The following is a 26,290-nucleotide window of genomic DNA, read 5'->3' on the forward strand; positions in this document are numbered from 1 at the left end:
TGACATATTACCAGATTGCTTTTGTTATAGTTTTAATATATTATATCATATTATCTATGTTAGTCTTATTTCATCTCAGCTGATTGATAATGAAATAATAAAAACCGATTTAGCAATCAAATCGGTTGAGATTGAATATGTTTTTTAGTTGTGTCGTATTCTTCCTTTGCCCTTCTCCACTGCTCCCTAATTTTCAGTTGAAGCTGTCTTTTTTTCTTTATTTCTGGATTGTCTAAGGCTTTATTATACCAATGTATGGCTTCTTTATATCCTCCAAAGCGTCGACTTAGCTCGCCTATTAGATATGCCATAGTAACCTCATCTAATCCACCAGCTGGCAATTTTTCTTGACTATAGGACTCGAGAAAAAACTTCAGGGCATATTTTAGATACTCTGTCTCGGTTGGATTATTCTGCTCCCTATAAATCCATGCAAGCCGCAGGCAAAGGCTGCCGGCGTATGCCTTAGATTTTTTTAATAGCTGGGCAAGAACTAAAGCCAATTTGAAAGCTTCAATTGCCTCTGAAGCACTTCTTACTTTCCCAAAGTCTCTCTTTAACCATCTGGTTCTCACATGTTTAAAAACTATATCTTTTTGAGGCTTGCTGAGCTCTATGTATTCACTTTCAGTTCCACTATATCCGCACTCTGGGCAAACCCAAACCAGATAGTAGCTTGGGTTAATATCCTTATAAATTATATTATAATCATCTTGCTTTTCTAATATTTTCAACCTTCTGCTCTTTACCATTTTTGTGGTAAATATGTGTTTACACGAAACGCAACAAACAGTCTTATCATAAAGTAACGTATCCATTTTTTCGCCTCCATAAAAATCAACTAGATGAAGTAATTATATCAAAGCTTGCCGTAAATATCCATTAAAAAGTATGTAAAATACTTATTAATCAATGCTTTAAAGTAGCAAGAAACCATTGCATAAATGCAACTTAATTTAAGTCGTTTTGTGAATCTTCTTCGTCGGCATTTTCTGAGGCTTCTGTTGAATTGTTTTCAACTTCTTGAAAGCTTTCTGTTTCAGGTGCTTTGGCCTTTACACCTTCAATGATTACTCCATTAACTGGTGCATAGTAATCATTTGATATTAACTCTCTTTTAAACTCTTTTCCCTCCTTTAAGTACAGCTTATAGGTATTTACTCTATAGCCAGGCTTAGGTTCCTTTTCAATTTTTTCTTCTCCACTATATAGATTTTCATCCTTTATTCTTTTTATTGTAGGCTGTATTGTTTCTATAACCTCTGAATAAAGCTTTACAGTAAAATCATTGGTCTTTTTTCCATATATGTTTATAATGATTTCATTATTTTTAATATAGCCTTCAATATATACTGGATAGCCTGTATTATTCATAAACTGAAGATCAATATACTCAAACACCACTGTAGCATCATGTCCTAGTGGTACATATGCCACAGGTAATGAGTGGTTTTTTCTAGTAATTATCTCTAGGTTTGAACTAATTACGGCATTATATAGGGTTGTTGAAACTTGACAAATACCTCCACCAAGCCCTGGCACCAACTGTCCATTAATTATTACTGGTGCATATTGATAGCCCTCTTCGACTCCTCTTGGTCCAGTTGTATCATTAAATGAAAAGACATCATTGGGCATTAGCAATATACCATCTATTTCATTTGTTGCTAATGCTATATTGATGTTTCTACCCTTATCAGCCCCATTAAAACCAGTTTTAAATTGACCTAAAAGGTCTTGTACAGCTTTAAGGTGATTAGAGGCTATGTTGGCCTTAATCTCATTTACTGGTATCTCTATAGGCTGGCTGGAGAAGCTATTTAATCTTGCTTTTATTTCTTTTTCTAAAGCAAGACTATTAAGCCTATAACCTGGCACATCATCTGTAATTATAAAGCTACCATTTTTTCTTATAATAGAGGCGTTTGTTGCCTCTATATTTACTTTATTTTCAATAGCTAAAGCTATTCTCTCTATTGCTTCTTCATTGTATGAAGCCTCTAGCTTAATAATTTCTGGATTTTTCTTAAGTCCATATATTTTTCTTAGGTTCTTCCACCAGCCACCTTCTCTCCCTATGTCATATGCCAGCTTTATAGCTTCCTCGTACTTATAATTGAAATCTACATAGGAATAATTATATTTCCATTCATCATTATGGGTCTTTAATGTTAATTCCTTATTTTTTAACTCCTCTTGGAAAACTTCTTTAACTTTTATTAATGCCTCTTCCTTAGTTAGCTGTCCAACATCAACAGATTCAATATACACATTACTATAAATAGTTGGGCTTTCTAGTAGTAATGTAATCATCCATATTAGCATTAGTATTATAAAGAATATAATAAATCCAATAACTGAAAGCTTTTTTTTGCTTTTTAAAAACAAAACTTCCAAAACACATCACCCCTCGCTGCATATAGCATGTCATAATCATGACTGCTTATTACAGTTTATTTCAAACTTAATGAATTATTCACCATTATTTATTATTTGTGGAATCAAAAAAGCACACCTTAAACTATTAGACTATTATCTAACATTTAAGCTATGCTAAAAAATTATATTTATTATAGGTTAATTGATTACTCCCATTTCACAATTATTTCATCTCCACTTTTTATGGGAGCTGTATAATTGGCTGGTTCTCCATTATGCTTAAGGATAAGCTTACCATTTACTTTATTACGGTCGAAGTCAATATAGTTGAAAATATCTACAAAAATCATAGGACTTTTATTTCTATTGATTTTAAGGGGGCTTCCATTAAAAATTATTTCCATAGTATTATCCTTGTTAAAACTGTCCTTTACCTCTTTTTCATCCTCAATCATGATTGCATCCCTAGAGTTTATCTTTTCATCTCCTGTTGCGGCTATTCCATTTATAGATATTTTCTTCCTCGTAATATCAAGTTTGTAAAAATCACATAAAGCTGTAACGGAATTTATTTCTAATGTCTCAATTTTATCGCCATTTTTAAGTGATTTATTTCCATCCACCACCACACCATTAAGCTTTACCTCTTGTACTTGCCTTATATTATTTCCGTTTACCTTTATTTCTTTTTCCATATTTATAATGTCTGATATTTTAGGGGCAGCGTCTTTACCTGCCTTTGCTGCTATAATTGTTATGTCATCTTCATTCCTTATTACTTCATCTAGGTTAGCTTTTTTATTGTTTACAAATATCTCTGCAACTTCCCCATACTCTCCAGATACCATCTTCTCTTTACCATTCACATATACAGTAATAGATTTTCCCCTTTTAGGTATTAGGTCTCTAGGATTAAAGCCTGTTAAGGCTAGTCCATCACTTACCTTTAACTGCTTCGATTGAAACAGCTTTAGCTTTTGATTATTTACTGTTATTTCTAAAAAATCATTTAGCCTGCTTTCTATTGCCTTTGCTAAAATACCTATAGGAGTTATTCCATCTGGCCCTTCTATTGTAAAATCATTGGATTCAAGGTTTTGAATCATTTTAACCCCTCTAACATTAACCCTTTCTGAGGGCATATCTAGCATTTCTGCAATAATCTCTGGTAAGCTAGGTAATTGGCTTCCTCCACCAATTAAAAACACAACACTGGGGGCTTTTCCATTTTGACTTATTATATTGTCACATATATCCTTTGCTATGGCTTCAACAGGACCTCTTATTTCTTTAAGTATATCATCAGTCTTTACTTCATGGGTTAATCCAATGATATCAGTAAATTTTTGCATATCCTCCTTACAAAGATTACACTTTAGCCCTTCAGCTTTATCAAAGTCAAGCAAGTATGACTTTGCAATTGCCTCTGTTATTTCATCTCCAGCAGTTGATGTCATTCCATAGGCTACAATTGTTCCATCCTTTGTAATTGCAATATCAGATGTGCCGGCTCCAATATCAACTAAAGCAATATTTAGTAGTCGTAGGTTTTGTGGTACAGCAACTTCAATTGCAGCAATTGGCTCTAATGTCATATAGCTTACCTCTAGCCCTATTTTAGACATAACAGTATGGAGACTATCTACTACTAGATGGGGTAAAAAGGTGGCTAAAACATCAATTTTAACTTTATTGCCACGATGTCCTAGTAAATTAGTTATAAGTCCATCATTTAAGTAGCTATTGACAATTGTATGTCCTATACAAAAATAATCTGTTAACTCACTTGCCTCTTCTTCAAGCTGCATCTGTGCCCTCTGTAAAGCTTCTATTTCCAAAGTATTAACTAAATGCTTATCTATAGGCTTTGCTTCATCTATGGTTTTTTCCACTTGAACTCGACAGGTTTTTAGAGCTCTACCAGCAGCAGCAATTGCTACCTCCTTCAGTTGGCAGCCGGCCTTCTCTTCAAGCTTTTCCTTTACCTTCCTTGCCACCTGTACAACGCCTTCAATATCATGTATTTGTCCATCATACATTGCTCTAGTCTGATGAAATTCTATGGCACTATGTTTAACTTTTATTTTTCCATTTTCATGGCTCCCTAGCAGTCCAACAACACTACGTGTTCCAATGTCTAGGGCAAAAATTACTGGATTTTTATCTAATTCATTGGTTTTCATCTACGACATCCTTTCCAAATACACCTTTCATATGACATATTTCTGCATAAACTTGCTTTTTCCTTTTTATTAAATGAAAAACATATGTAAAGTATTTGAAGGAATTATCCCAGCGAAACCTAATTTGTATTGCTACTAATCTTCTTATAATATAAGCAGTTATTATTTAATTGACAGCCTCCACAAAGTGGATTTCTAGCTTTACATACCCTTCTACCGTGATAAATTAACCAGTGATGGGCTTCAGACCAAAGGCTCTTTGGTATGTTTTTCATCAGCTGCTCTTCTGTTTTAAGTACATCCTTAGATTTGGCAAGACCTAGTCTGTTTGAAACTCTAAATACATGGGTATCAACAGCTATAGCATCCTGCCCAAAAACATTGCTGATAACAACATTCGCAGTCTTTCTGCCTACCCCAGGCAATAGAATCAATTTTTCCCTATCATTAGGTACTTCTCCGTTATATTTCTCAAGAAGTATTCTACAGGTGGCTAGTATGTTTTTACTTTTACTTCTGTAGAAGCCGCAGCTGTGAATCCACTTACCCAGCTCTTCCTCTGTTAGCATTAAAAACTCCTCAGGGCTATTGTATTTCTTAAATAGTTTAGCAGTAACCTGATTGACTCTTTTATCGGTACATTGAGCAGCCAATATTGTTGCTATAAGTAGTTGAAATGGACTTTCATATTCAAGCTCACTTTCAGCACCTGAGTAAAGCTTTTCTAAAACCTCTAGTACTTCCTTAGTTTTTTTCTTTGATAGCATTTTAAGCAGCTCCTTACCTTTTAGCTAAAGGACTTCAACATCATAGTCGGTAATATCAAATCTTCCATCCCTTTCAATAAACTTTATTACACTATTGATTATTTCATCTGCATGCTTTCTACTATTGCTTACACAGGAAAAGCCAATTTCAGATACCTGCCACTTATCCAATTCTCCTACCTCTGCAATAGAAACATTAAATCGTCCTTTAACCCTTTCAATTACACTCTTAATTATATGTCTCTTCTCCTTTAATGAATTTACCTCAAATAGCATTAATCTTAAACTACATATGCCTACCAGCATTTCCCCCACATCCTTAATGTCTGTAATATTATTTAAGCTTTAACTTAATATCATCAAATACTGAATAAATTACAGGTATAACCACTAAAGTCAGTATTGTTGACACCAATAGTCCTCCAATTACCACTATAGCCATAGGTGCTTGAATTTCTGCTCCTTCACCAATACCTAGGGCTAAGGGTAAAACTCCTAAAATAGTTGTACAGGTTGTCATTAATATTGGTCTAAATCGTGTTTTACCAGCTGTTACTATTGCCGCTTCCTTTTCTACCCCCTTTTTACGTAGCACATTAATATAGTCTATCAATACAATTCCATTATTTACAACTATTCCTGCTAAAACTATGGCTCCTATTAAAGCAGGAACACTCATGGCTTTTTGGCTTATAAACAGTCCTAGAGCACCACCTGAAAAGGCAAGTGGAACTGACATCATAATCGTAAAAGGATGAATTAAAGATTGAAATTGTGATGCTAATATCATATATACCAATAATATAGCTAAAATAACAACTAAAATCAAACTAGAAAATGCTTCTTCCAGCTGTTCCTTCTGACCCCTAAAGTGATAGGTATAGCCTGGTGGAAACGTATATTTATTTAGCTTATTTTCTATATCCTTTATTATACTATTAAGATCCCTGTTAAGTATAGAAGCACTTACTGTTACTGCCCTTACCTGTTCTCGCCTTCTTATTGTATTTGGTCCCCTAACAGTTTCAATTTCTGCCACCTGTTGAAGAGGAACACTAATGCCTAATGGTGTAGGTATAGGGGTATTAATAAAGCTTTCAATGCTATTACTAAAAATTTCTTCTCCTGTGACTATCACTTTAGTTTCTTTACCATCCTCATATAATGAGGTTGTAACAGTACCCTCCAATAGACTTTTTATGTAGCCTGCCACCTGCATTCCCTGTAGCCCATATTTTGCAGCTACCTCTCGATTTACTCCTATGGCAAGCTGTGGACTACTCTCTTGAAGGTTGGATACTACCTCTCTTGTTCCCTTTACCCCTTCTATTAAACCAATTACCTCCTTTGATATTCTTTGTAGCTCATCAATTTCATCCCCTCTAATTTCAAGCTCTATAGGAGATCCCCCAAAGCCAAAGGACATAATTGAAGAGGAGGTAGTCACCTTAATATCTGCTCCAGCTATAGTATTTAAATCCCTTCGTATCCTGTCAACAATTTCATTTGTCGAATCACTACGAAGCCTTCCATCTACAAGCCTTCCGTCAATAGAAGCACGATTTTTGTGTTTAATACTGCTGGAATAGTATATATCTCCACCACCAATATTTGTAAAAATTGTTTCTACCTCTTCATGGTTTTTTAATATTGACTCCACCTGATTTACAATTTCTTCCGTATCAATTAATGATGATTGTTGTGGTAGTTTTATATCTATATTAAAGGTTCCTTCATCAAATTCCGGAAAATATTCTGCCCCCACAAAAAAAAGTGAGGTTAAAGAGATTATAAAAAATGCAAGTGCTAGCAATAAAGCAGTTATTCTATTTGCTAGGCTGAATTCAAGTATTTTAGAATAAATTTTACTTGATAGCTTTAGTAGTTCATTAAACCTATTATGGCTTCTACTCTGTTCTATATTACTATTGCTATCATTACGGCTTAATAATCGTGAAGAAAGCATTGGTACCAGAGTTATTGAGGTTAGCAGGGAAGCTAATAGTGCAAAGGTGACGGTTAAGGCTAATTCTCTAAAAATTTCAGCAGTCATACCTTCTACAAATACAATTGGCAAAAATACAGCCAGTGTAGTAAATGTAGATGCTGTAACCGCCATGGTTACCTCCTTAGTACCATTAATTGCTGCTAATTTAGTACTACTTCCCTCTTCCCTAAATCTATGGATGTTTTCTGTTACAACTATTCCGTTATCAACCAGCATACCTACACCTAAAGCAAAGCCACCTAAAGAAAGTAAATTTAGGGTTAAATCGAAAAAATACATTAGGGTGAAGGTGGCTAAAACAGATATGGGTATAGCCAATGCAATAACCGTCGTGCTTCTACCACAGCGTAAAAATAAATATAATACTAAAACAGCTAATATACCACCATAAATTGCAGTTTTGCCCACATTACCAATTGCGTTTTTTATGTATAGGGACTGATCAATTATAGGCTCTATTTTCAAATTAGTTATGTCGGTTAACCTAGAAATCTCTTCATTAACCTCATTTGCAACCTTAACAGTATTTGCAGTAGGCTGTTTTTGCAATGTAACTCTAATACTTACCTCACCGTTCATTCTTGCTATTTCAGAGGTGCTATTGCTTATTAGTTCAATTGATGCTACTTCCTTTAGTAATACTACTGTTCCAGTTGGTGTGGGTATAGCTAAATTTTCGATCTCTTCTATACTTTGAAACTCACCAATATATCTTATAAGCCTTGTATTATTGCCATCCTTTAACTCACCAATTGGTAAATTTATGTTTTCCAGCTTTAATAAATTTATCAGCTGATTTATGTTTAATCCTAGATTAGTCATTGCCAATGTATTAACCCTAATTAATAGTATATTTTCTGTTCCTCCTGATATTGAAACAGCGGCAACTCCCTTTAATCTTTCTAATTTAGGCTTTATGCTTTGCTCCACCATTTGCTGTAATTGATTCAAGTCATTATTACCGGTAACTGCAATTATCATTATTGGCATCCCATTAGGGTCTATTTTTAAAACCATGGGATCTGAAACATTTTCTGGGAAATAATTTTTCACTAGGTCGATCTTCTCCCTCATTTCTAATGCTGCAAATTCCATGTTTGTATCTTGATTGAATTCTACAATAATACTTGCACTTCCCTCAATAGTAGTTGAGCTAATCCTCTTTACATTGTATACCATAGCAACTGCTTCCTCTAATGGTTTAGTAACCATATTTTCGATTTCGAGAGGTCCAGCTCCTGGGTATTGAACACTAACTACTGCCACTGGAACATTCATTTTAGGTAATAAATCAATAGATAGCCTAAATAGAGAAACTGCTCCAATAAGAATAATCAATGCCATTAGCATAATTACTGAAATATGTCTCTCTACTGCCCAGTTTATTATCTTCAAGCCCCATCACCTCTAACTATTATTGGTGTGTTTTCATCAACGTAATGCTGTCCCTTTACAATTACCTGGTCTCCTGTGGTTAGCCCTTTAACCACCTCAATCATTTCTCCTCCATCTATCCCTAGTGTTAAGTATTTTTTTTCAGCTCTGCCATTTTTATTTATAAAAACATATACTAGCTCCTCATCATATAGTAGGGCTTTTTTGGGAATTATTATGGCCTCTTGCTTTTGTGCCAATAGGATTTCCACATATGCAAAGGAGCCAGAGCTATACTTCTTGTCGGAATTCTTTATTACTATTTCAACCTGATAAAGTCCATGTCTTGGGTCTGCTATTGAATTAATCAGTGAAATAGTTCCTATAGATTCAATTTTATCTGATATGATTTTTACTTTTTCCCCAAGTCTAATATTCTTTAATAGCTTATTATTTACCTGTAGCACCGCCTTCAATGAATTGGTATTGGAGATAAGTATTGCCGGTTGAGTATTGAAGGGTATTTGATTTTCAGTTATATTAACTTGTGAAATAGTTCCGTCTATTGGGGAGTAGTACTCAAATTCCTTCAACTGCTGAAGAGCATAAGAATATTGCTGCTTTGCCTGCTGTAGCTGTATTTCTAAGCCTTGTAGTGAGTTATTGTTTTCTCCATAGGCTGGTTTAGATAGTTGGCTGTCAATAGCATTAATTGGGTTTGCTTTTTTGCTATAGTCTAAAAAAACCTGAAGCTGCTCCTCCTTTAATTTGCTTTGATTATCTAAAGTACCTTTTTGAAGTAGATATGCTTTTCTAGTATAGTCATAGTTCATTTTCGTTAGCTCCACTTCCTTTCTAGCATATGACTTATCTAGCTCAAATAAAAAACTACCTTCATTTACTTCTTCTCCTACTTTAGCCTCTAGCTTTGTTACCTTAAGTCCTGGAGTTTTAGGAATTATCATTGAGGTTTCATAGGGTGTTAATTGGGTAGATAATGTAACCTTATTTTTTATTTCTCCTACCTTAGCCTCTGTAACTTCTACAGTAATATCTGCTTCCTTTGGCATCTTTTCCTGATGAGAGCATCCAGTATTTAATGAAGTAGCAGCTATAAAAAATATTACAAGTATGAATAATGTTCTTTTTTTAGTCTCCATAAAACCCCTCCATGTGTTTTGCTTTATCTAAAAATATCCCCAATTTACTACTTATTTAAACTAAAAAAAGCAAAAGAAAACCACCTCAGTTAATTGAGATGGTTTTGTAAAACAGCTATTTATTTATAATATTCTCATGTCTTCTCCAACCTTCTTAAATACTTCTACTGCTCTATCTAGCTGTTCCTTTGTATGTCCTGCTGTAACCATACATCTTACACGTCCTGTACCTTTAGGTACTGTAGGGAATACTATTCCAGAAACAAACACTCCCTTATCGAATAGCTTTTTGCTGAACTCCATAGTTTTCGCTTCTTCTCCAATAATAACTGGAGTAATTGGAGTTTCGCTCTTACCTATATCAAAGCCTAGCTTGCTGATTTTTTCTTTAAAGTATTTAGCATTATCCCATAGCTTATCTGTATATTCTGTGGTGCTCATTAATATTCTAACGGCCTCCATTATTGAGCCTACTGCAGCTGGTGGTAATGAGGTGCTGAATAATAAAGGTCTACCTCTATGACTTAACCAGTCCCTCATTGTTTCGCTTCCTGCAACATATCCTCCTATAACTCCTATTGCCTTTGAAAGTGTTCCAATAGTAAAGTCTACTCTTCCATGAAGACCAAAATGATCAACTGTACCACGTCCACTTTCTCCCAACACTCCAGATCCGTGGGCATCATCAACATATGTCATTGCCCCATACTTTTCTGCTAGCTTAACTATATCAGGAAGAGGTGCAATGTCACCATCCATACTAAAAACTCCATCTGTTATAATAAGTACATTTCTATAGTTGTCACGCTTTTCCTTTAAAACCTCTTCTAGGTGATTCATGTCTGCATGTTTAAATACTGTTTTATCTGCTCTACTTAAGCGAGCTCCATCTATAATACTTGCATGATTTAATTCATCAGAAATTATAAGGTCGCCCTTTTCTGTTACTGCTTGAATGGTACCGGCATTACAATTGAATCCCGATTGGAAAACCATAACTGCTTCTTCACGTTTAAATTCAGCTAAAAGCTTTTCCATGTCTTCGTGAATATCCATATTTCCTATTATGGTACGAACAGCACCAGCACCTACTCCATACTTTTCAACAGCTTCTATTGCTGCTTTTTTTAGCCTTGGATGACTTGCGAACCCTAAGTAGTTATTGGAGGATAGGTTTATAACCCTTTTTCCATTTAAAGTTACCTCCGACTCATTGGCACCCTCTAAAACTGGCAGCTTTCGATAAACACCATCATTCTTTAATTCTTGAATTTTTTCCTTAAGAAAGCTTAATTCATGTATGCTTGACATTTTTTAACTCCTCCTTCTTTTATAAATCAACATATTAACATTATTCACAAGTGAGTCATAATATAATCTACCCAATTTTATTTAGTATAATTATCTAATATTTTTTTTGTTGGGTACAGAACAACCTTTCCACAGTTACCATTCTTCATAAGCTCAAAGCCCTCTTCAAAATCCTCCATAGGAAGTCTGTGGGTAATTATAGGCTCTAGGTTTAGGTTGCCTGACTCAATTAATCCCTTTACCTGGAACCATGTGTCGTACATCTTTCTACCAACAATACCTTGCATTGTTATTCCTTTAAACACAACATCATTGGCAATATCTATTGCTACTTCCTTAGTTGGAATACCCAGTAGAGACATTCTGCCTCCCAGCTTAATATACTTTAATGCCTGTTGAATAGCTATTGCATTACCTGACATCTCTGCAACTACATCAACACCTAATCCATTTGTTTCCTCTAGTACCCTTTTAACAGGGTCCTCCTTTAAAGGATTAATTACTATATCTGCACCAAGTTCCTTTGCTAAATTAAGTCTGTACTCATTTACCTCTATAGCAATTACCTTTGCTGCACTTACTGCCTTAGCTACAGCAACAGTCATAATTCCAATAGGACCACATCCAACAACCGCTATGGTTTTACCTATTATTTCACCAGCCATTACTGTATGGGCTGCATTACCTAATGGCTCTTGAACTGCAAGATATGCAGGGTCAATGCCCTTTGGGTTTTTCCATGCATTGCTCTCTGGTATAGATACATACTCAGCATATGTACCATTAGTATCTACTCCTAATATAGCAGTATCCTTACATATATGGGCGTTACCAGTGGTGCATAGGTCGCACACTCCACATACAATATGGGTTTCAGCAGATATAATATCTCCAACCTTTATGGAAGAAACATCTTTACCTACCTCTACAACCTCACCTGCAAACTCATGTCCCATAACATAAGGAGGCTTAATCCTTTTTTGAGACCATTCATCCCAGCTATAAATGTGATAGTCTGTACCACATATAGATGTTGCCAGTACCTTTACTAATACATCCTTTGGCCCTACTTTGGGTATTTCCATTTCTGACAGTTGGGCTCCTTCACCTGCTTGTCCTTTAATGATAACCTTCATTTTGCCTTCCATTTTTAAAACCTCCTATAGTATTATTCCCCATTGGATTAACTGTAATATGTATTCCAGTGATGCACATACTATTATTATACTACATAAAAAATGAAAATCCTTCTTATGTTAAAAAGTTGTAAAATTAAATTTATTTCAATAGTTGTAAAGGTTGCTGCTAAAAATAAATCCTTTTAAATCAACAAAAATAAAGACCTCCGCTGGAGGACTTTATTGTTATTTTTTTATCAATATATTATGTCTTTTGCTTTTCTTCTGCTTTTTTTCTATAGTAGGCTAGCTTGTTCTGAATTTTTGTCATTATATCATCGTACTTTTCTCCCATTATTAGCTCCATACCCTCATTCACATGCTTAATTCCATATATATGGAAGCTGTTATTTTTAACTGCTTCTATCACATCATCTGCCAGCATTAGGTTTTCAATATTCTGATAGGGTATTATTACTCCTTGCTTTCCTGTTAACCCCCTCTTTTGGCAAAGATTAAAAAAGCCTTCTATTTTTTCTGTTACACCACCTACAGGCTGAATATAGCCCTTTTGATTAACTGAACCAGTTACCGCTATATATTGCTTAATTGGTATTCCTCCAATGCTTGATAATAAGCCATAAAGCTCTGCACTGGAAGCACTGTCACCATCTATACCTCCGTAGGACTGTTCAAAGCATATGCTGGCAGATAATGTTAAGGGATAATCCTGAGCAAATTTTTCTGAGAGATAACCCAGTAAAATTAAAACTCCTTTATCATAAATATCTCCACTCAGATTTACTTCCCTTTCAATGTTTGTTATTCCCTCCCGACCTGCATTACTTGTAACGGTTATTACATTGGGCCTTCCAAAGCTATAGTCCCCTACAGTAATTATTGAAAGTCCATTAATAACTCCTACCTTTTCACCCTTAACATCTATAAGAATTTGCCTTCTTTCAAAGGCTTCTTCTACTCTATCCCTATGCTTATTTTGCCTATAATGTCTGTTTTTTATTGCTTCCTCAACATCAATTTTTCTAACAATACTACTTTTGCTATTAGCTGCATAAGCGTTTGCTTCAGCTATTATCTCTATTATTTTGCTAAACTTGGCAGACATTTTTCTTTGGTCACTTACCAATCTTGAGCTATACTCTATTACCTTGCCTACACTTTCCTTGTTAAAGGGTCTTAAGTCCTTAGCTTTGGTGTAGCTATTTATATATTGTGCCAGCTTCAATTCATTTTCTTCATTACGTTCCATGGCATCATTAAAGTCCACGAATATTTTAAAATGCTTTTTGAAATCTTCATCATATTCAGTTAGTAAATAATATAAGTACTCACTGCCAGTAAGTATTACTTTAAAGTCAACAGGTATAGGTTCTAGCTTTATTGAAGCTACATCCATAATTCCCAACTGACTACCTGGATTTTCAACCACTATCTCCTTAGTTAAAATAATTCTTTTTAAGGTCTCATATGTATATGGATTTGACAATAGCTTATTTGCCTCTAATATTAAATATCCTCCGTTTGCAAGCTGTATTGCACCTGGCCTAATCTGTAGAAAATTTGTTTTCATAATACCATTTTCATTACTATATTCTATATTCCCAGTTAAACGACTAAGGGTTGGATTAAATTCAACTATCATTGGTGCTCCTTCTAGCCCACTGTTATCAATAAAAAGATTAACCCTGTATCTTTTGAAGAAGCTATCATTTTTTATTTTTACGGAATCGTAGGTTAAGGCCTCATTTTCATCTAAAACAAAGTTAAATATATTTTCAACTATATCAGCTTCCACCCTTTCAAAATGCTCAACCACCCTTTTACATTCCCTGTATTTTTCTTTGAGGATATTAATAATTGGCTTAACAACAAATAAAGCCACACTGGTTTCTAGCTGTAATAGCTTTTTTTTAGTTGCCCTCTCTATGTTTTTTATTTTCAGCAGAACCTCTAGGGCTACCTCTTCTAAATCTCCTTTGTTTTGTTCTAATTCCTTTATTGCAGCCTCATCTAATTCTTCTAAATCGTCATCCGTCAGTTCCTTATCCTGTAGCTGAGGTTTAAACAAAAATCCTGTACTACTCCACTTAATTATATAGCTTTTCTCCTTTGCATAATTTGTTAAATAGGATAGGTACATGTTTTTTTCATCCTGAAACATCTTTACTATTTCATTTCTTTGTCTATCATAATCATCACTGTTAAAGGCTTGGGAAACCTGTATAACTAATTCTTCTAGCATCTCCTCCATGTCTTTTTGAAAAAGCCTCCCCATACCAGCCGGCATATTTAGTGCTATGGCCTTATCGGTTTGACTAAAATTATAAACATAGCACCAATCATCTGGTACTGGCTTTTCCTTTGATACCTTTTCAATTATTGATTTTGCATATGTGGTTTTACCTGTTCCTCTAGGTCCACCCATATAAATATGATAATTGTCTGCATTAATAGAAAGAACAAAAACCATTGCCTTCTCTCCACGGCTCTGACCTATAATTCCTTGTAGCTCCTGAAGCTCATCGGTTGTTTTAAAGTCTAATGCCTCTAAATTACATTCCCTCTTTAACTGTTCATAAGATAACTCAGGATACTTTTTCAAAAGCAAATCCCTCCTGACATAAAGTGATAAGTAAGGCTACTATCATCCTATTCAAAAGGGAGGGTTTGATACACTATAAAAGTTCTTGTTCAATATATTTTTTTGTTTTGCTGTCGGTTTCAGTCTTATATATTTTTTCTGCTAATTCCAAGCCTCTAATTCTGTTGAGCTTAGTAATACCCCATAGAGCGTATCTTTTTATTTCTGGTCTTGAATCCTTTAGTAGTTTTTCTAAATAGTGTACCACATCACTATCACCATGGTTTACTAAGGCAATAATAGCGTTTCTTTGAAGAACTCTTTTGCCTCGCCATCCAGAGGCATTTGCTTTAAATTTTTCCTTAAACTCTTTATTAGATATAAATAATAGCTTTATTAAGTCCAGCTTGCTGTCTAACTCATTGGGTATAAAGTCTTTACCTGTCATTGGTTTTGCTGTTTTATTGTGGGGGCATATTAACTGACACTCATCGCAGCCATAAATACGCTTTTCTAAAATACTTCTTTTATCAGGAGGTATATCTTCCTTACCTTGAAGAATATTTGAAATACATCTATGGGGATTTATTGTATAGGGCTTAAGTATTGCACCACCAGGACAGTTTTCTATACATAAATTACATCCCTTACATTTTGAATCAACAGGTTTATCTGGTTCTATTTGTAAATTGGTTAGCATATATCCTATAAAAAACCATGAACCATAGGTTTCGTTAATGAGGGTTGTATTAAATCCATACCAGCCTAATCCTGCCCTATATGCCACCTGTCTATCTACCAAAGGGCCTGTGTCTACAAAGCTCATGTATTGAAAGGTCTTATCTATTGTTTTTATATAACCTGCTAAAGCTTCTAATTTTTCATGTAGTACAATATGGTAGTCTTTTCCCCAGGCTGTTCTTGCCAATTCTCCATAGTATTTATGTTTATTATCTTCTTCAGTATAATAATATGATTGTCCTACAGCTATGATTGATTTTGCCTTTTTCATAGTTAAGGCTGGGTCTATTCTTTTCTTAATTTCCTCCTCCTCAAAGCTGGATAATAATCCTAAGTTTTTTCTATGCTCCAATACTTCTCTAAGCTCCTCAAAGGGTTCAGCAGAGGTGAATCCAATTAAATCTATTCCAATTTTATGACTATACTTAATAATCCTTTGTTTTAAATCCATTACCTTGCTCTCCATTATTAATATAAGTTACTTATATAGCAATACCTTTATTTCTTTGATGGGCCATACCTTCATAAGGGCCTTTCCAATTATTTGGTCTTTATGTATATATCCAAAGCTTCTACTGTCATTACTGTCATTTCTATTATCACCTAGTACATAAACAGCGTCCTTAGGTATTACACCATTTATATATTTATATGGTCTTTGTTGATAATCATCCTGAGATATATAGCTCTCCATAACCTCTTGGTTATTAATTATTAAAGAGCCATATTCAATCGAAAAAGAGTCTGTCCCCTTAGCAACTACCCTTTTAATAAATATTTCATCTTTACTGCTAGGAGGATTAAAAACAATTATATCTCCTTCCTTTATGGTGCTTCTAAAGAAAGGATATTTTATTATTAGCAATCTATCTTTATTATTTATTGTTGGTTCCATCGATTGACCTTGTACTACTGCAAAACTGAAAAAGAAGGTCTCTATAAGTAAGGCAATTATAAATGCCACTACAATTATTTTAAACCACTCTATTATTATAGCTCTAATCCTCTTCATTATATCACAACTCCTATAGCACTGTACTTATTAAATAATACTGTCCCTTTTGCTATAGTATGATTAACTTTTATGGCTTTTAACCATAAATTAGGCAATAAAAAACAACGATTAGATTATATCGTTGTTTTTTAGCTATTTTATTTTTAGTCTTCCTGCAGTAGTTTTTTTAATTACCATTAAGCTTATGCATCCTTAGTAAAGGTCTTATATGGCACCCCCTTTAAATAATAGATATATAAAGGAGCTAAGTATAATTCCTACAATAATAACATTTATAAAAACACTTATTACATAGCCTAATATTGCGGCACTACCACTTTTTACTGCTGTGGAAATATATTTACCCGACATTAGTTCACCTAATAAAGCCCCTAAAAACTGACCCATAAGTAGTCCCAGTATATTAAACATTATAAGACCTACTACTCCCCCAACCAACATTCCAATGAAGCCCAAACGACTAATACCAAATTTCTTTGCCGTTAAAAAGGATGTAAAGTAATCAGCTAAAATACCAATAAGGGTTAACAGGCTAAATATAACTATTGCCTTAATTGAAACAATAGCAAAGCCTGTAGACCAGCTATATACAAAAACACCTATTAAAACTAATATTGTTCCAGGTAGCATAGCTGTAAATATACCAATAGTTCCAAATAGTATTAAAATAATACTTAATAATACGTAAAAACCCTGCATACTATCACCCTAGAGTATGATTTTTTATTATTGCATTAGTTTAATTAATAAAGCGTGGTTTATCCACGCTTTTTGGGTGTTACTTTTGGAGTTCCAATAAGAGCTAAATTATATGGGTGCAAACTCTTGTCCCCTTTATCACCCTTTTTGTCCCTTATGAGCTCTGCAATGTAATTGTCAACCTTTTCAATTAGTTCCTTCATTTCTTCTGGTGTCATATAGATTTCGTTATGGTGAAGAATAAATTTTTTATATTCTTTTGGATTTTCTGCTGCTCTGTAAAAATCTTCACTAATTTTTTCAAAAATCGACAATATTGCTTGATTTAATGATTGCATTACATCATCATCCAAATTCTGCATAAAGTTCTTATCAATAACCAACATTTTAGCTGCTGGTAAATAATATTTCTCAATTATTCCCGATTTTACTCTTTCATCTACAAGCTCTAAAATTCCAACCTTTACCAGACTCTTGATGTGATAATTAACCTTTGCATGGGGCTCTCCCAATTTATCAGCAATCTGTTTAGCTGATTGTGGTTGATCCCCTTCGAAGCATTCAAAAACATCTACCCTATATGGATGAGATATTGCTTTAATTTGCTCTAGCTCTCTTAAAACAAGTATATCCTTCATGTTTTTTTCCCCTTTTAATACAATTTTTATACACCTATTTATAATTATATTGTTTTTTATTTTTCTTGTCAAAGAATTGATTAAAAATATGTAACAATTAGAAAATTGACAGATTAAATTCTTTAGATAGCTCTTCTAATACTTTAACTCCTGCAATACTATTACCCTTACTATCCAGTGAAGGTCCTATAACTCCAATGCCCATTTTACTTGGTACCACTGACATAATACCGCCACCAACCCCACTTTTTGAAGGTATGCCAACATTGATTGCAAACTCACCAGAAGCATTATACATTCCACAGGTAAACATAAATGTCTTAGCAATTTTAATATATTCCTCAGATATTAGCCTCTCATTTGTTTCCTTTAAAACCCCTTTATTTCCAATAAATGCAGCGATTCTAGCTATATCCTTGCATGTAACTTCAATAGAGCACTGTTTAAAATATAAGTCCAAATCCTCTTCAACATCTCCCTGTAGTATCCCTACATCCCTCATATAATAAGCCATTGCCCTATTCTTATCTCCAGTGCTTTTCTCCGATAGATATACCCTATCATTAATCCCTAGCTTTGGGTTATTGGTTATAGCTCTAAAAAAGCTAATAATTCTATCAAATTTTTCTTTATAACTGCCATGTATCATTGAAGTTACAGCTATTGCCCCCGCATTTATCATGGGATTAAAGGGCTTAGATGGCTGAACAAGCTCAAGCTTCATCATGGAGTTAAATGCATCACCTGTTGGCTCCATTCCTACCTTTTGAAAAATCTCCATGCCATTGTCCTCTAAAGCGATTAGGAGCGTTATTACCTTAGATATACTTTGGATGGTGAAGGGATACATATAATCACCGGCTCCCCATTCTTCACCTTCAACAGTGGAAACATAAATGCCTAGAGCATTTTTATTTGCATTACTTAGCTCAGGTATGTAACTGGGCAAATTCCCCTCCTCAATATATTTTCTATTATTTTCTAATATCCTCTTTAGCTTAACTTCCAATTAGCTCACCTTCCAATTCTTAAGAATTATTAGTTAAAGGCACTTCCTCCTATAAACTCTCTTAATATTGAAGTTCTTGGAATATCCACTTCATTTTCCAAAGCTACAAAATAGCTTAAAAACTTCAAAAGTCTTTTAGCCTCAGAATAATAGGGGCTACTGGAATCAACCTGTCTAAGCAATGGCTCTGCACTTTTCTTTAAAAGGCTTAACTCGTAAAAAAGGGCTGAATTAAACATTATGTCGGCATCCTCTTGGAAGGGAAATATGTTTTTTTCTTCTCCTCTTCTTACAGACTCCCAAAGGGAAAGTGTTCTAACAGCATCATTTGATCTATATTTATAGTCTCTAACTATCCTTCTAACTAAACGTGTATCAGTTGTTGGAATTCTATTATGTTCATCAATATTTAATTGAGTTAAAGCACTAATATATATTTTAAACTTATTGCTTTTGTCAATAGATTTTGTTAACTCATCATTAAGAGCATGAATTCCTTCAAGTATTATCGGCTGATTTTTCGAGATTTTTAATGCTTCTACCATGTATTCTCGTTTTCCAGTATGAAAATTGAACCTCGGAAGGATAACCTCCTCCCCATTTAATAGGGCGGTAAGATCTTTATTGAATTGATCAAGGTCTATGGCATATAATGACTCAAAATCATATTCACCAAATTCATCTAAGGGTGTCTTTTCTCTATCCACAAAGTAATCATCTAATGATATAGACACTGGCTTTACACCATTTACCTTTAATTGTATCATTAGCCTTTGTGCAAAGGTTGTCTTTCCAGATGACGTGGGCCCAGCAATCAAAATCACTCTCTTATTATTAGGATCATCTGTAATCATATCTGCTATCTCTGCAATTTTCTTTTCATGTAATGCTTCAGAAATCCTAATAAAATCACCCTCCTGCTTTGAAACAATTAAATCATTTAAAGAGGCAACATAATCAATTTCTAATATTTGGCCCCAATCCTCAGATTCACGGAATACTTTAAACAGCTTTGGATGCTCCTTAAACTCTCCAATTTTACCCTGTAGTTTTTTCTGTGGGAATTGAACTACTATCCCAGGTTTATAATACTTTAGATTAAAATCCTTAAGATAGCCTGTTGATGGCACCATATAACCATAAAAATAATTTTTTAACCACCCACATTGGTATATGTTTATGTAGGGCTTCTCCCTATACTTTAGTAATCTAACCTTACCCATTTGTCCATAATCTCTAAAAATATCCTTTGCTTCATCAACTGGTATTCTACTTTTTGTAAAAGGTACATCTTCCTTTATGATTTCTTCCATTCTAGCTTTAATTCTTTCTACGTCATTCTCATCTATTGCTCTTTTATAATGAACCTCACAATATAAGCCTTCACTAATAGAGTGTTCTACGGATACCTTACACCCTGAAAACAGCTCCATGCATGCCCTAATAAACACAAAAACTATACTCCGTTGATAAATACGAGAGCCAATAGTGGTTGTAATTGATAAAAACTTTATTTCGCAATCTTCGTCTACAGCATAGTTTAACTCCTTTAATTCATTGTCTACTAATGCTGCCACCAGTTGTATCTCACTTTTATTCTTTAAGCTGTTGGCTATTTCTTCAAGCTTACTACCCTTTGGATATTCAAATGCTTCGTTATTAATGGTTGCTTTTATACATTGCTTTTTATTGACTAACGAATTTTTCTTTGTCATAAATATCCCCCTATGTTTTCTATGTTTTTCTGTTTATTAATAGTTATATATTCATATCTCTTTCTATGTATAAGTAAAAAGTTCCTGCTAGCAACAGGAACTTTTTAGTCTATTTACATCATTGGTCTACTAGGTGTTGATATTTCGCTTAAGGCGTGTCCAGCATCATTTTCGTAAATGTTTTGTACTGCTAAGTCTCCTATCGAAACCATTCCTATAATCCTGCCATTTTCTATAACCGGCAGTCTTCTAATCTGCTTTTCTCCCATTAATCTTGCTGCTTCATGGACATGCATGTCGGGAGAAACATAAATTACCTGCTTAGACATAATTTCACCAATATCGTCACTACTGGTTAATCCATCTACTACACCTCTTATTACTATATCTCTATCAGTTACTATACCTATTGGATAATTATTTTCATCACATATGGGAACAGCTCCAATATTTAAATCCCTCATTTTTTTTGCCACCTCTGCAATTGATGTATTTGAGTTGGCAGCAATAATATTACTAGTCATAACATCTCTTACCTTCATGTTTCAACCTCCTCATTTTTTTTCATAATTAGCATTTGTTTTTTTACTGTTTTTTATGAGTAGGTTAGCAAACAAAAAAGTTGTTTATTGAATTTTTTCACCACAGTATGGGCAATGCAGAAAGGTTTCTTCAATTTGGTTATTACAGTTTTTACATAATGGCTCCTTCATATGGCTTTCAATCATGCCTACAAGGTTTTTAATTGTTACTGGAGTGTGGATAATTCCATCTACTTTATTAAATTTTTGGTAGTTTATTTCATTAGAAGAGGACAAATAACAGTTTGCATTTGGAAATTTTTCCTTTATCTTATTTATAAGTCTATCACCAGTTGTATCAACCATAATATAGTTTACAAATATATAGTTGGGTTGATAGGCTTCAACAATATCTAAGGCATTGTACTCATCAGCAATTTTTACATCATACCCAAGCTTACTTAATAAGTCAAATAAAACAATTGCTTCAAACTTAGAATCATTTACAATAAGTACTTTTCTTTTCATTTTACCACCTACGATATTTATACTTTATTGGGTTTTCGACTTTTTTTATCTATATCCTTCATTTTTAACAATTTTTTATCATTATTTTTTATGGGGGGACGGGGTTGTTAACACTCTCAGCTTAGTAAGCGAAACACATTATTATGTTCGACAGTATACAAAAAATTCAAGCTTTGAAAATGCTATAATGTAATTATTGAGATAAATCATCTGATATAACAAAGCACGGATAAACAGGAAGGTTAATTATGGACGTGATAGTATTGTAGTTAGAAGGGAGGAGTTATTGTGGATTTGCTTAACAGATTAAGGGACAGCATAGACTATTTAGAGGAGCATTTGGAGGATAAGCTTGATATTGACCAAGTGGCAAAAATTTCATTAACCTCAAAGTTTCATTATCAAAGATTATTCCATATGATTACTGGTATTACAGTAGCAGAGTATGTAAGAAAAAGAAGACTAACCCTTGCCGCCCAGATGCTTGCCACCTCAAATGCAAAAGTCATAGATGTAGCATTAAAATATGGCTACCAATCTCCAGAAGCATTTACTAAGGCCTTCTACAGGATTCATGGTATTAATCCTTCTGAGGTTAGGGATAAGGGTATTGTTTTAAAGGCATATCCACGACTATCCTTTCAATTACAAATAAAAGGAGAGAAAGCAATGAATTATCGAATCGTTGAAAAATAAAGCTTTAAGGTTTTTGGGGTTTCCAAAAGAGTAACCACGGTGGATGGAGAAAACTTCAAAGTGATTCCTAAGTTTTGGGAAGAGGTAAATGAAAATGGTACTTGTAAGGCTTTAGTGAGCTATAATGGGGATTTAGGAATGCTAGGCATTTGTGCAGATTTTAACCATGAAGCAGAGGAGTTTACCTATATGATAGCCTCTGAAAAAACAATTGCAAATGTGCCAGAGGGCTTTGAAGAGAGGGAAATTCCAGCAGCCACCTGGGCAATTTTCCAGTCTGTTGGTCCTATGCCCACCGCTATACAAGAGGTATTTAAAAGAATCTATTCAGAATGGTTCCCTGCAACTGGTTATGAGCATGCCGATGCTCCTGAGCTAGAGGTGTATTTACCAGGTAATCCAGAAGCAGAAGACTACAAATGTGAGGTTTGGATTCCAATAATTAAAAAATAATACTAATCCTTAAGGAATAAGTGACGGGGGGTATCCCCCCCCGTCATTAGTTTATGAAACCTAGTTTATTGAAGGGATAAAGCCTTAGAAAAGCCTTACCCACAATTTCATCAATATCAACTAAACCAATAGATTCATCTCGACTATCTCTACTATTGCCCCTATTGTCTCCCATAGTAAACACCTTTCCCTCAGGCACTTCTATTTCCTTGCCCTCAACGGCTTTTCCTTCTGTATATACATTTTCTAAGTAGGGCTCATCTAAAGCCCTTCCATTTAAATAAACAATACCATCTTCAACTAAAACAGTATCGCCAGGTATTGCTATTATCCTTTTTATTAAAAGCTTATCTCTACCCATAGAGGTTTTTAAATCCGATTGAAATACTACAATGTCTCCATTTTCAGGCCCAGATCTTTTATAAAGAAGTCTATTAATTATTAAAAAATCATATTCCTGTAATGTCGGACTCATTGAGTGTTGCCTTACAATTGTAGGTTTTACAAAGGTTGTTATTAATAATGCAATTGCTACTGATAATACGATAGTTTTAATCCATTCAATTATTTCATTTTTCACTATAATCCCCCTGACGCCTTTCATTTTTGATCCTTTATATATTTTATCACTGGAATAACTTGAAAGCAACTATTGGAGAACAACGGAAGATAAAGGGGGAGTAAATTATTTAAACTATCAAAAACTCATCAATAACTTCAATTAGGTTATCAGAATTAATATTGTCCTTTATATCGTCCCACACTACTTCTTCATCCATAACAAGAATAAGCTGTGGAACATCATGTGTCACCTCTAACAGCTCTTCAACTGCTTCAGATAACTCAATATCTTCCCTGACAAAAACTACTGTAAACACAATGTCATCCTCTGTATCTTCAATAAAATTAACATATTCTTGGTAAGCATCTTCACTTTCCTGTAGCTTATCATCATGCTTAAATATAAATACTGGCTTTTTATTTGATCTTTTTATTAGCTTTTCTAGTTCAGTTATAGATGTTAGCTTCTTTAATTTTTTAGCCATAGTAATCCCTCCAATAACTTATTATTAATAATTGTATATTATCCTTTATTGGATATTATAACTGTTTGAATAAATATTATGTAATTTGCTTTACATATATTAAAATTTACATTGGTCTCCAGTTGAACTAATTACAATCTAATGGTATTCTTTTAATATATGGTTTTAGCAGAAAGGATTGAGCTTTATGGAAAAATTAAAGGACTTAATACATGATTTTACTGATATTTTACTGGCTCTTGTTATTGTAGCTGTTATGATTGCTGTAGTTACATATAATTTAGGTGATTGGTTTGAGTTTGATAAGGATGTAAACGCCGCCCAAATACCAGATGCTATTGAAGCCGATACCCCTAATAATCCTGTTGTAATAGCAGATGACAGTGAGGAAGCTTCACAGGAAAACCATGAAGAAGACATGGAAGAAAACACAGATGAAGTAGTTGATGAAGAAAATACTGAAGAAGAAATAGTTGAAGATGAGGCTTCATCCCCTATAACAGTTGTTGAGGTTAAGGAAATAGTCATTCCCAACGGTACCCCTGGTGTAGGAGTTGCTAAAATACTACAGGAAAACGGGTTAATTGAGAACACAAGCGACTTTATTAAAGCTGCTGAAGAGCTACAGCTTGATATTAAGCTAAAATCAGGCACCTTTTTTATTCCAACCAGTGCTTCAATTGAAGATATGGTTAAAACAATAGCTAAAGTAAACTAAGCTGTAAGTTATAAAAGGGAGGGTTTTTAAAAACCTTCCCTTTGCTTTAGCCTACTTTGCTTTCCTCTAATAAAAGCTCCTCCATAGACTCAATATAGTAATCTGCTATATCCTTAAGCTCTTCAATATGCTTTTCGGAATATTTATCATGGACAGCTACTACCTTCATGCCAGCTGTTTTTGCAGCTAAAGCACCTGCTACAGTATCTTCGAAGGCCAATGTTTTTACTGGATTAACTTGCAATTTTTCAGAGGCCTTTAAAAATACGTCTGGGTATGGCTTACCTCTACTAACCTCACAGGAGGTAACTATAGAGATAAAATATTTATGTAGATCATGCTGCTGTAATACCGCCTCTAAAAGCACTCTACTACAGCTAGTGGCTATGCCCATTTTTACTCCCTTATATTTTAACACCTCTAACAATTCTTTGGCCCCTGATTTCAGAGCGACACTATTCCTATAATAATGATGGGCCATATTTATCCATTCTGCTTTAATTTCCTCTATAGACTCATTTAGCTTAAAGGTTGCCTTAAAATACTTTGCTGTTTCTGTAAAGCTTTTTCCCTCTGTTTGCTTCCCAATGTCCATTGGAACATCCAAGCCCCTTTTATGTAAATAATCTATATCAATTATTTCCCATACATACATAGAATCAATTAAAGTGCCATCTAAGTCAAAGATAGCTGCTTCAATATTATTAAGCATTAATAAATTCCCCCCTTATTTAATACAAAAACTTTTCGCAAGTTAACATACTAATTTAAACAAAATAAAAACAGTTATATTTCGTCATCATTAATTCTATTAAACTTATCTCTGCTTTCTTTTGTATATTTATTCAGCTTAATTAAGTTCATTCTCCATAGGTAAATTACATAGGGTATAAATAATAGCATAAGAAATGGTACATTTGCCATTAGTATGAAATTAAATAGTCCATGTAAAAGTATTGGTATAATCAAGGATCTTGAATAATAGACCCTCTTAAGCTTAGGTTCTTCGGTGTACTTTGCCAGTGAAAGATAATAGCCCATTGTAACTGCAAAAAGGGTATGGGCTGGTACAGATAGTATTCCCCTCATTATTCCTACATAATAGTTTCCTGAAAACCTAAAAGCTACATACATAATGTTTTCTATAGTTGCAAACCCCAATGATGAAAAAACACAATAAACTATACCGTCTAATTTTTCGTTAAAGTACTTGCTGTTATAGGCACCCTTTATTACAACTAATCTCTTAAAATACTCCTCAGTAAAGCCTGCTACAACAAATGCTGTATAGCCTATACCTAATATTCCAGGAAAAACATTTAACATCAATAATAGCTTTTCAACGAAAAAAACTGGTATAACCGTTAAAGCACCATAAACAAACATTTTAATTAAAAGGGATGTAGGCTCTCTATCGTAACGATCTGCCAAATATATGGCTAGTCCAAGGGCTATGCTTGGAGTTATAGCAATTAAGAATAGTCTAGTAATCATGGTTAGCTCCTTTCTTAAGGAATGCTTCATAATATATAGTATAAAAAAATAATTGACTTCTATCCACCATAAACTATTCCTAATATTGACAGAGGCAATTAAGATACAATATATT

The 26,290-nt window shown here is 34.0% G+C and carries 24 protein-coding genes and 1 pseudogene; 3 read left to right on the forward strand and 22 right to left on the reverse strand.

Going from position 1 to position 26,290, the window contains the following annotated elements; translation table 11 throughout:
- Nucleotides 1-116 precede the first annotated feature (116 nt).
- The 18 genes from F8154_RS07505 to F8154_RS07590 form a co-directional block, all read right to left on the reverse strand.
- Entirely contained in the window at nt 117-818 is a 702-nt protein-coding gene (locus F8154_RS07505; protein ID WP_151860999.1) for a DUF2225 domain-containing protein, read from the reverse strand.
- A 133-nt stretch (nt 819-951) separates the two neighbouring features.
- Complete coding sequence (locus F8154_RS07510) at nt 952-2,397, reverse strand: VanW family protein (RefSeq protein ID WP_151861000.1); 1,446 nt, start codon at nt 2,395-2,397, stop codon at nt 952-954.
- Nucleotides 2,398-2,585: 188 nt separating this feature from the next.
- Nucleotides 2,586-4,562, reverse strand: a complete 1,977-nt coding sequence (locus tag F8154_RS07515) for a cell division protein FtsA (protein WP_151861001.1) — start codon at nt 4,560-4,562, stop codon at nt 2,586-2,588.
- A gap of 119 nt (nt 4,563-4,681) precedes the next feature.
- Nucleotides 4,682-5,329 (reverse strand): endonuclease III, encoded by a 648-nt coding sequence (nth, locus tag F8154_RS07520; protein ID WP_151861002.1) that lies wholly within the window; start codon nt 5,327-5,329, stop codon nt 4,682-4,684.
- A 24-nt stretch (nt 5,330-5,353) separates the two neighbouring features.
- Nucleotides 5,354-5,635, reverse strand: a complete 282-nt coding sequence (locus tag F8154_RS07525) for a DUF503 domain-containing protein (RefSeq protein WP_151861003.1) — start codon at nt 5,633-5,635, stop codon at nt 5,354-5,356.
- A gap of 28 nt (nt 5,636-5,663) precedes the next feature.
- Nucleotides 5,664-8,732, reverse strand: coding sequence for an efflux RND transporter permease subunit (locus F8154_RS07530; RefSeq protein ID WP_151861004.1), 3,069 nt, complete (start codon nt 8,730-8,732; stop codon nt 5,664-5,666).
- On the reverse strand, nt 8,729-9,871 hold the full coding sequence (locus F8154_RS07535) for an efflux RND transporter periplasmic adaptor subunit (RefSeq protein WP_151861005.1): 1,143 nt from the start codon (nt 9,869-9,871) through the stop codon (nt 8,729-8,731). Before F8154_RS07535 ends, F8154_RS07530 begins: the two co-directional genes overlap by 4 nt.
- 123 nt (nt 9,872-9,994) lie before the next feature.
- Complete coding sequence (locus F8154_RS07540; protein ID WP_151861006.1) at nt 9,995-11,182, reverse strand: glycine C-acetyltransferase; 1,188 nt, start codon at nt 11,180-11,182, stop codon at nt 9,995-9,997.
- Between the two features lie 77 nt (nt 11,183-11,259).
- Entirely contained in the window at nt 11,260-12,330 is a 1,071-nt protein-coding gene (tdh, locus tag F8154_RS07545) for an L-threonine 3-dehydrogenase (RefSeq protein WP_151861007.1), read from the reverse strand.
- Nucleotides 12,331-12,565: 235 nt separating this feature from the next.
- Nucleotides 12,566-14,923, reverse strand: coding sequence for a Lon protease family protein (locus F8154_RS07550; RefSeq protein ID WP_151861008.1), 2,358 nt, complete (start codon nt 14,921-14,923; stop codon nt 12,566-12,568).
- A gap of 73 nt (nt 14,924-14,996) precedes the next feature.
- Nucleotides 14,997-16,109, reverse strand: a complete 1,113-nt coding sequence (queG, locus tag F8154_RS07555; RefSeq protein ID WP_151861009.1) for a tRNA epoxyqueuosine(34) reductase QueG — start codon at nt 16,107-16,109, stop codon at nt 14,997-14,999.
- Between the two features lie 12 nt (nt 16,110-16,121).
- Complete coding sequence (gene lepB / locus F8154_RS07560) at nt 16,122-16,655, reverse strand: signal peptidase I (protein ID WP_151861010.1); 534 nt, start codon at nt 16,653-16,655, stop codon at nt 16,122-16,124.
- Between the two features lie 207 nt (nt 16,656-16,862).
- Nucleotides 16,863-17,357, reverse strand: a complete 495-nt coding sequence (locus F8154_RS07565) for a DUF456 domain-containing protein (protein ID WP_151861011.1) — start codon at nt 17,355-17,357, stop codon at nt 16,863-16,865.
- A 59-nt stretch (nt 17,358-17,416) separates the two neighbouring features.
- Entirely contained in the window at nt 17,417-17,995 is a 579-nt protein-coding gene (locus F8154_RS07570) for an ArsR/SmtB family transcription factor (protein ID WP_151861012.1), read from the reverse strand.
- A 97-nt stretch (nt 17,996-18,092) separates the two neighbouring features.
- Nucleotides 18,093-19,004, reverse strand: coding sequence for a glutaminase A (gene glsA / locus F8154_RS07575; RefSeq protein ID WP_151861013.1), 912 nt, complete (start codon nt 19,002-19,004; stop codon nt 18,093-18,095).
- A 29-nt stretch (nt 19,005-19,033) separates the two neighbouring features.
- Nucleotides 19,034-20,719 carry a nucleoside kinase gene (locus F8154_RS07580; protein WP_151861014.1) on the reverse strand — a complete coding sequence of 562 codons (1,686 nt, stop codon included), beginning with the start codon at nt 20,717-20,719 and terminating at the stop codon, nt 19,034-19,036.
- 113 nt (nt 20,720-20,832) lie between these two features.
- Nucleotides 20,833-21,261, reverse strand: coding sequence for a CBS domain-containing protein (locus tag F8154_RS07585; RefSeq protein ID WP_151861015.1), 429 nt, complete (start codon nt 21,259-21,261; stop codon nt 20,833-20,835).
- Nucleotides 21,262-21,345: 84 nt separating this feature from the next.
- Nucleotides 21,346-21,768: a response regulator gene (locus F8154_RS07590; protein ID WP_151861016.1), complete on the reverse strand. Its 423-nt coding sequence runs from the start codon at nt 21,766-21,768 to the stop codon at nt 21,346-21,348.
- 288 nt (nt 21,769-22,056) lie between these two features.
- Between F8154_RS07590 and F8154_RS15595 the strand changes: the two genes are divergently transcribed.
- Together F8154_RS15595 and F8154_RS15600 are read left to right on the forward strand one after the other, a co-directional pair.
- Nucleotides 22,057-22,464 carry a helix-turn-helix transcriptional regulator gene (locus tag F8154_RS15595; protein WP_330577850.1) on the forward strand — a complete coding sequence of 136 codons (408 nt, stop codon included), beginning with the start codon at nt 22,057-22,059 and terminating at the stop codon, nt 22,462-22,464.
- Between the two features lie 12 nt (nt 22,465-22,476).
- A pseudogene (locus tag F8154_RS15600) lies at nt 22,477-22,917 on the forward strand (GyrI-like domain-containing protein); the annotation flags it as partial.
- A gap of 46 nt (nt 22,918-22,963) precedes the next feature.
- On the opposite strand, the gene lepB (F8154_RS07600) reads toward F8154_RS15600, so the two are convergent.
- Nucleotides 22,964-23,497: a signal peptidase I gene (gene lepB / locus F8154_RS07600; RefSeq protein WP_243141203.1), complete on the reverse strand. Its 534-nt coding sequence runs from the start codon at nt 23,495-23,497 to the stop codon at nt 22,964-22,966.
- A 109-nt stretch (nt 23,498-23,606) separates the two neighbouring features.
- Nucleotides 23,607-23,963 (reverse strand): monothiol bacilliredoxin BrxC family protein, encoded by a 357-nt coding sequence (locus F8154_RS07605; protein ID WP_151861018.1) that lies wholly within the window; start codon nt 23,961-23,963, stop codon nt 23,607-23,609.
- Nucleotides 23,964-24,150: 187 nt separating this feature from the next.
- On the opposite strand from F8154_RS07605, the gene F8154_RS07610 reads away from it, so the two are divergent.
- On the forward strand, nt 24,151-24,681 hold the full coding sequence (locus tag F8154_RS07610) for an MltG/YceG/YrrL family protein (RefSeq protein ID WP_151861019.1): 531 nt from the start codon (nt 24,151-24,153) through the stop codon (nt 24,679-24,681).
- A gap of 46 nt (nt 24,682-24,727) precedes the next feature.
- Here the strand turns inward: F8154_RS07610 and F8154_RS07615 are convergent, their stop codons facing one another.
- Together F8154_RS07615 and F8154_RS07620 are read right to left on the reverse strand one after the other, a co-directional pair.
- Entirely contained in the window at nt 24,728-25,393 is a 666-nt protein-coding gene (locus tag F8154_RS07615) for an HAD family hydrolase (protein WP_151861020.1), read from the reverse strand.
- Between the two features lie 74 nt (nt 25,394-25,467).
- Complete coding sequence (locus F8154_RS07620; RefSeq protein ID WP_330577851.1) at nt 25,468-26,205, reverse strand: PrsW family intramembrane metalloprotease; 738 nt, start codon at nt 26,203-26,205, stop codon at nt 25,468-25,470.
- Between the last annotated feature and the right edge of the window lie 85 nt (nt 26,206-26,290).

It is taken from the genome of Alkaliphilus pronyensis, assembly GCF_009017275.1.
Taxonomy (GTDB): Bacteria; Bacillota; Clostridia; order Peptostreptococcales; family Natronincolaceae; genus Alkaliphilus_C; species Alkaliphilus_C pronyensis.